A 6,317-nucleotide genomic window follows, 5' to 3' on the forward strand; every position below is an offset into this window, starting at 1 on the left:
ATTGGGATCGTGCCACATTAGATTACCAGCCAGTCGTTAAGGGCTAACCAGGAGAAGCTGATGCCTCTGTAACTGTTATCGAATCTGGATTCTATCAGACGGAGTAAAGGTTCAACATGAAAAACCAAGAAAAAATGGCCATGACTGCCAGAACCTACATCACCATTAGCTCATTGGTGGTTGTTGTCCTGTGGATCGTAATTGGTGCTAGCCAGAATGCCTCAACCAGAGGTTTAACTGGCGATTTCCTTGGTGGAGTAGCTTCACCATTTATTGGTTTAGTTTCGGCAATTTTGGTCTACCTATCGTTCCAACAGCAGATCCGAGCGAACAAAATTCAAATAGAAGCACTTAAACAAGAATCAAAGCGGAACAATATTCGTTCCACACTTAACATCTTGAAGTCCGAAATATCAGATTTAATACTAGAGAACCCTGGGGACGAGCGTAAAACATATCACGGAATGCAAGCCTTTGAAAAGTTTGTCGAATTGCTCGATCGATCTAGCTCAGAGGCGATTTCGCAAGGCGAACGCTACGCGTTGGCAACGCCTGCACTTTGCGCTTACGCCAACAATGAAAACGTTGCCGATACGATTTATAGTGTCCTCTTCATCATGCAAAAAGAGATTGCAGGAATGGGCGGTCTGACTGAAGAATTACTGAAAGAATTCGTTGATGAATTTCATATTTTCTACACGCTTAGATTGGCAAAAGGTTTAAACTCGATTGAATCCGTGTCTGGGAACTTGACGATCGACAATATCAAAGAATCAAAAAGAGAATTGGTAGTAATGTTTCAAAGTTACGGCTACAACATTTAAAATCTGCACACTATAAGTAATATAAGGAGAGATTCAGATGTCCGATAAAAATAAAGCAATCTTAGAACGGGGCAACGCAGCTATCGCTGAAGGCAACAACGAAGGACTCTTGTCAAGCTGTTCCGACAACACGGAATGGATATTTGTCGGCGACAAGACCCTGAAAGGAAAAGAAGCCGTTCGCCAATATATGGCAGCGACATACATCGAGCCGCCAAAGTTTACGGTCACTAACTTAATTTCTGAAGGTGATTTTGTCACGGCACTCGGCGACATCACATTGAAAGACGAAGACGGGAAGGCGGTTGATTATTCGTACTGCGATGTCTGGCGTTTTCGCGGCGGTCAAATCATCGAATTAAGGGCTTTCGTTATCAAAACCTAGATCGACAAATTTATCTGTTTCAATGAGTAGGTTGAATGGAGAATTAAATGGCAAAGAAGAAAATGGGCGAATAGGCGGAAAGTTTCCGCCCAATAATAGTTAGGTCGTCGCTTGCGGCTGATGTATCCGAGACGGAGTAACCCTATCATTTTGGTCAAGAACTTGTTTAGCTGTGAAACATATATGAAAGGGTTACACAATAGAATTTACGGTGTCATAGTCAAATTATGCAAAACAATAAGGGTCAAAAAATCAAAACTGTACCCGATAAATATACATCGGTAACGCCATGGATAATATCTCAGTCGTCGGCAGATCTAATCGAATTTTTGAAGAATGCATTTGATGCAGATGAAATTCCAAACAGCAGAATAAAAAATGAAGACGGGATAATAATCCATGTTGTGGTAAGAATTGGAAATGCTATGGTAATGCTTTTTGATTCAAGAGACGGTTGGGAACCCACTCCAAGCTTTTTGAATTTGTATGTAGAAGACATTGAAAAGGCATACCAAAAATCTATCCAACTTGGAGCCACGTCAGTAACTGATATCACCACTCTTTGGTTTGGAGAGAAGGTTTGTCGAATTCTGGATCCTTTCGGAAATCTTTGGTGGATAAACCAGCGGATTGAAGAAGTAGACTTTACTAAACCCGAAGAAGTTGAACAAAGAGCGTCTACTTCGGAAGCATTGAAAGGAGTAAGGTATATTCAAGAATCGTTAGATGAAGCCTTGAAAAGTCAAAATAACTTTTTTAAAACCAAAGGTGGAAGTTAATTAGTGAATTCAGGGACACTAATTTCTGCTTTCTGCACTGTGTAATGCTTTCGCTTAATGTTCTTGGTTTGAGACTAGTTTTTAGTGCTAAAACTCTTGCCATATTCAGAGTGCAGAAAGTACAGATATGAGATATAGCAAATTCCGATCGAATAAACCACACGTAGGTTGTGTGCGTCGCTATCGCGTAGCGGCTCGCGTTCGTCGAGACAAGACAGCGTAACGCACCATCCTAAATTTTTGATGTGGTGGATTAGATCGCAAATCGCTGTAAATCAACAACTAGATCGAAGGAGTTTATCGCCATGCCTCAAGTTTTTTCTAAGCACCCGCAGAAGTCAGGGCAGCCCCCCGCCGCGTCCTCGGCTCGGCTCAACAAAGTCTCACGTCCAGACTGGCCAGAAATCATCGTCGGTCTCGTCACCTTAGCGGTTGTCGCAATAGCAGGGGGTGTGCTGCTCACACAGCTCCGTCTAAGTCCCGTCGTCTTCGGGCTGGGCCTCGCCGCACTGGCTGTCGTCGCCCCCCTCGCCGCGTTTGCAGCAGCCGTGCTGCTGCGGATTCGCTCCCTGAGTGCTTTCGGCGTGCGGCGCGTCTCCTGGCGTTGGCTGCTCATCGGGGTCGGGGCAGGGGTGGTCGGCTTCGCGGTCAAGGGTCTGATGGTCATAGCCTTCACCGCCGTCACTGGGAACAACTCCACCCCTCAGACCATGTACGCCGACGGTGGTAGTGGTGGCGTGCTCTCCCTCATTCTAGCCACGGTGTTTATCGGTCTTCTCGTACCCCTTAGTGAGGAACTGTTTTTCCGAGGTGTTGTTACTAACGCGCTGCTGCGCTATGGCCCGTTCGTTGGCGTTGTGGGCAGCACCCTGATTTTCGCCCTCGCTCACGGTATCAACATTGTCTTGCCTGTGGCGGTGTTGATGGGTCTTATCGGTGCCGAGATCTTCCGCCGCAGTGGATCGATCTGGCCCGGTGTCATCGTCCACGTCGTTTTCAACCTGCCCACAGTCTTGATGCTAGTGCTTGCCAGATGAACTAGCATCAACTCTTGAAATGATGGTCAACTCTACAGTTTTTAGGTGGTGAATAAAATGATTAAGTACCAAGATTTTGCTCCTCGGATTACTAAAGGGGGAACCTTCCTCGGCCCTGCCAAGTATGAATCCTTTTCTGATGTTGTGAGTGTTGCAAATCAGTGGATCGAAAATAGCACGATCCAGGTAATGAATGTTGAAACCATTGTTTTACCAGATAGTTTAGAAAGCACAAGTGATGGTGTCTACGGAGTGGCGATCGGTAATGGTTTCTACCCAGTGATGGTTAGTCAGGGTCTGACAATTAATTGCTTTCAATGTGTACGTGTCTGGTACAGAGAATGAGCTTCGATTCCGCAAAGCGGAGGCTATCGGATTAAGGGCTTTCGTTATCAAAACATAGGTCAACAAAGCATACACAGGTAAGTGACATGACCCAAAATGTAAAATCAGCACAACATATGCGATTTCTTCGCAAACCCTTCCAGATCGTTCGCGACAATTTTCGCGCCTATCTCATCATCAACGCCATTGTGTATGGCTTAGTCATCACTGGGATGGTAGCGGCGATTGTCTTCCCCAACCTCGGCACAAATCAGGTGGCTACCCAGGAAAACAGCGGAATGACGGATCTTGTCCGATCGCTAATCAATAACTCTTGGCTGTTCTCGCTGACCATCCTGGGAGTCAACGTCATGAGCGGTGCGCTGTTAATCGTGATCCCTTCGCTAATCGTTCCCTTTGCTGGCATCCCTATATTTGCGTATCGGGCGTTCACTTTAGGTTTGCTCCTAGCCCCGACTACCTCGATTATTGCGGTGGGACTAATCCCGCACTCGCTGACGATACTCATCGAATTCCAAGCTTACGCCCTCCTGATGTTTGGCTCATACATCCTCGGTCGGTCTTGGATTCGCCCCGCCACGATCGGTGCTCGGAACCATCGTCAGGGTTACGTCCGTGGGCTGCAACAGCTCGGTTGGCTGAGTTTGTCCACGCTCCCACTGTTCATCATCGGCGCGATCTGGGAAGCGTTATCGCTCGGCTACCTGCTTCCTCCGCTGATCCAATGGTTGTTGTAGCGTCTTCCACATAGTTTTCTTACATTAGTCATACCTTTTAAATGTGAGGAGGTTGTGAGTTATTCGCAATCTATTTTTATTTTATTTAAGACAGATAATGTCTCAAAGCCTTTTCGGGAGATATTCATGCGTCTTCAGGTGGATTATTTTTGGTGTAATTTATATACGAAACAATGTAAAAATTAGCATGGTATTTTTATATTATTAAGATATTTTTACCTATGTCTTTAGAGAGAGTGCTTTATATATTTAGGTGGTTAACTTGAAAGTATCGATTACCTCCGGTAGGCTACGCCAACGATTAATTAAGCTCTAAATTTAATCGATCTACCCAAACTTTATATTTTGGAATTAATCCTATGAAAAAGCTAATTTTGCTGGCACTGGTATGTACGGGATTCGTAGTAACTACGCCCTTTACAGCACAAGCACTAAATTCAAAAAAAATCAGCCCGAACCTCGATCTGGAGCCAAGTATGTTGCTGGCTCAATACGATCGCGACCAAAATCGTGACAACCAAAATCGTGACAACCGAGATCGCGACAACCGAGATCGCGACAGCCAAGATAGTCGCTACCGAAATCGTGCGTTTAGTGTTTCTTACCGCAGCAGTGACGATAAGCGGTGGATTTTTGATAGTGTCCACTACAGTCTTCGCGATGCCCGACGTGCTGCCAACCGACTGGAGCGGCGTGGTTATCGAACCCTAGTTTTAGGATAGAGCCGTTTTCCACAGGAAAAGCTCCGCCAGCGATCTCCCCAATTGCTGGCGGAGCTTCTCCTGTAGGGAACAGCGGATATGTGGGCTTTTGCCGCTTATTGGACGGGGTTGGATGTGATGTAGGCGAATCGATCGTCAACTCTACAATTTTAAGGTGGTAAATAAAATGATTAAATGCCAATATTTTGCGCCTCGGATTACTAAACGAGGCCCCTTCGGTAGACCTGCCAAATATGAATCCTTTTCTGAGGTCGTTAGTGCTGTAAATCAGTGGATCGAAAACAGCACGATCCAGGTAATGAATATTGAAACCTTTGTTTTACCAAATAGTTCAGAAAGCACAAGTGATGGTGTCTGCGGGGTGCCTGTCCGTAATGGTGTCTACCCAGTGCTGATTAGTAAAGGTATGACGATCCATTGCTTTCAATGTGTGCGTGTCTGGTACAGAAAATGAGCGGAGAACAAATCATGATTAAGATCGGCATTATTATCGGCAGCACACGACCGGGACGGGTTGGCGAATCCGTCAGTCGCTGGGTTTTGCAAGTCGCGCAGGAGCGCAAAGATGCAGAGTTTGAACTGGTAGATATTCAAGATTTCAATTTACCTTTGCTAGACGAACCTTTGCCTGCCTCAATGGAACAGTATTCAAAACCGCACACTAAGATTTGGTCGGCAAAGATTGATTCCTTCGACGGCTATGTCTTTGTCACGCCAGAATACAATCACGCGACATCCGGCGCACTCAAAAACGCGATCGATTTTCTTTACCGCGAATGGAATAACAAAGTCGCTGGTTTCGTCGGCTATGGCGGATTAGGCGGAACACGAGCGGTCGAGAACCTGAGAGCAATCGTGAGTGAGTTGGAAATCGCCCATGTTCGCTCTCAGGTTGCGCTTTCGCTCAAAACCGACTTCGAGGATTTTAGCGTATTCAAACCTGCTGCTCATCAAGTGAAGTCGGTTAACAAGATGCTCGACCAAACGATCGCTTGGAGCGGCGCGTTGAAAAATTTGCGGGAGACTAAAATCAAAAATAATGCCTAACACAACAGAAAATACGATCGCACCAGCCCAAGATGAGATGTCAACTGTGCTGCAACGAATGTCTGATGCCATCAACGCACACGACGTTGACGCGATCGCCAACTGCTTCACCAATGACTACAAAGGCGAACAACCGCTGCATCCTGAGATTGCCGTCATCGGACTAGCCCAAGTCCGAGAAAACTGGACTGGCTTGTTTGTCCAGGTTCCAGATTTACGGGCAACTTTGGTCGCTGCCACGATCCACGATGACTTCGCTTGGGCTGAATGGCACTGGCAAGGTACGCGCACGTCCGGAGCGGCACTGAATCTACGTGGTGTTTCCGTTGCTGGCTTGCGGAACGGCATCATGGCTTGGGCAAGGATATACATGGAGCCAATTCATAACTAGTCGTCAACTGGCTAGGTGAAAGTAGATCGGCAGAAAACCGATCGAAATCG

At 46.2% G+C, this 6,317-nt stretch carries 9 protein-coding genes; all 9 read left to right on the plus strand.

From position 1 onward, the window contains the following. Positions 1–116: 116 nt before the first annotated feature. The gene (locus tag RMO84_RS00355) at positions 117–824 is read left to right on the plus strand and encodes a hypothetical protein (RefSeq protein WP_310486419.1); all 708 of its coding nucleotides are present in this window, start codon (positions 117–119) and stop codon (positions 822–824) included. A gap of 37 nt (positions 825–861) precedes the next feature. Continuing rightward, positions 862–1,209: a nuclear transport factor 2 family protein gene (locus RMO84_RS00360; protein WP_310486420.1), complete on the plus strand. Its 348-nt coding sequence runs from the start codon at positions 862–864 to the stop codon at positions 1,207–1,209. A gap of 227 nt (positions 1,210–1,436) precedes the next feature. Continuing rightward, positions 1,437–1,988, plus strand: a complete 552-nt coding sequence (locus tag RMO84_RS00365; protein ID WP_310486421.1) for a VOC family protein — start codon at positions 1,437–1,439, stop codon at positions 1,986–1,988. A gap of 305 nt (positions 1,989–2,293) precedes the next feature. Beyond that, positions 2,294–3,025 (plus strand): type II CAAX endopeptidase family protein, encoded by a 732-nt coding sequence (locus tag RMO84_RS00370; protein WP_310486423.1) that lies wholly within the window; start codon positions 2,294–2,296, stop codon positions 3,023–3,025. 57 nt (positions 3,026–3,082) lie between these two features. Then, on the plus strand, positions 3,083–3,370 hold the full coding sequence (locus RMO84_RS00375) for a hypothetical protein (RefSeq protein ID WP_310486424.1): 288 nt from the start codon (positions 3,083–3,085) through the stop codon (positions 3,368–3,370). Between the two features lie 86 nt (positions 3,371–3,456). Then, the gene (locus RMO84_RS00380) at positions 3,457–4,107 is read left to right on the plus strand and encodes a stage II sporulation protein M (RefSeq protein WP_310486426.1); all 651 of its coding nucleotides are present in this window, start codon (positions 3,457–3,459) and stop codon (positions 4,105–4,107) included. A 359-nt stretch (positions 4,108–4,466) separates the two neighbouring features. After that, positions 4,467–4,829 carry a hypothetical protein gene (locus RMO84_RS00385; RefSeq protein WP_310486427.1) on the plus strand — a complete coding sequence of 121 codons (363 nt, stop codon included), beginning with the start codon at positions 4,467–4,469 and terminating at the stop codon, positions 4,827–4,829. A gap of 468 nt (positions 4,830–5,297) precedes the next feature. Further along, complete coding sequence (locus RMO84_RS00390; protein WP_396135728.1) at positions 5,298–5,876, plus strand: NADPH-dependent FMN reductase; 579 nt, start codon at positions 5,298–5,300, stop codon at positions 5,874–5,876. Beyond that, positions 5,869–6,267 (plus strand): nuclear transport factor 2 family protein, encoded by a 399-nt coding sequence (locus RMO84_RS00395; protein WP_310486429.1) that lies wholly within the window; start codon positions 5,869–5,871, stop codon positions 6,265–6,267. The genes RMO84_RS00390 and RMO84_RS00395 overlap by 8 nt, the downstream gene beginning before the upstream one ends. The last annotated feature ends 50 nt before the right edge of the window (positions 6,268–6,317 follow it).

Source organism: Chamaesiphon sp. VAR_69_metabat_338, from assembly GCF_031423935.1.
GTDB lineage: Bacteria > Cyanobacteriota > Cyanobacteriia > Cyanobacteriales > Chamaesiphonaceae > Chamaesiphon.

Excerpts from the sequence above, each read along its gene's own strand:
- RMO84_RS00355 (WP_310486419.1), top strand. The coding sequence starts at position 117 with ATGAAAAACCAAGAAAAAATGGCCATGACTGCCAGAACCTACATCACC.
- RMO84_RS00360 (WP_310486420.1), top strand. The coding sequence starts at position 862 with ATGTCCGATAAAAATAAAGCAATCTTAGAACGGGGCAACGCAGCTATC.
- RMO84_RS00365 (WP_310486421.1), top strand. The coding sequence starts at position 1,437 with ATGCAAAACAATAAGGGTCAAAAAATCAAAACTGTACCCGATAAATAT.
- RMO84_RS00370 (WP_310486423.1), top strand. The coding sequence starts at position 2,294 with ATGCCTCAAGTTTTTTCTAAGCACCCGCAGAAGTCAGGGCAGCCCCCC.
- RMO84_RS00375 (WP_310486424.1), top strand. The coding sequence starts at position 3,083 with ATGATTAAGTACCAAGATTTTGCTCCTCGGATTACTAAAGGGGGAACC.
- RMO84_RS00380 (WP_310486426.1), top strand. The coding sequence starts at position 3,457 with ATGACCCAAAATGTAAAATCAGCACAACATATGCGATTTCTTCGCAAA.
- RMO84_RS00385 (WP_310486427.1), top strand. The coding sequence starts at position 4,467 with ATGAAAAAGCTAATTTTGCTGGCACTGGTATGTACGGGATTCGTAGTA.
- RMO84_RS00390 (WP_396135728.1), top strand. The coding sequence starts at position 5,298 with ATGATTAAGATCGGCATTATTATCGGCAGCACACGACCGGGACGGGTT.
- RMO84_RS00395 (WP_310486429.1), top strand. The coding sequence starts at position 5,869 with ATGCCTAACACAACAGAAAATACGATCGCACCAGCCCAAGATGAGATG.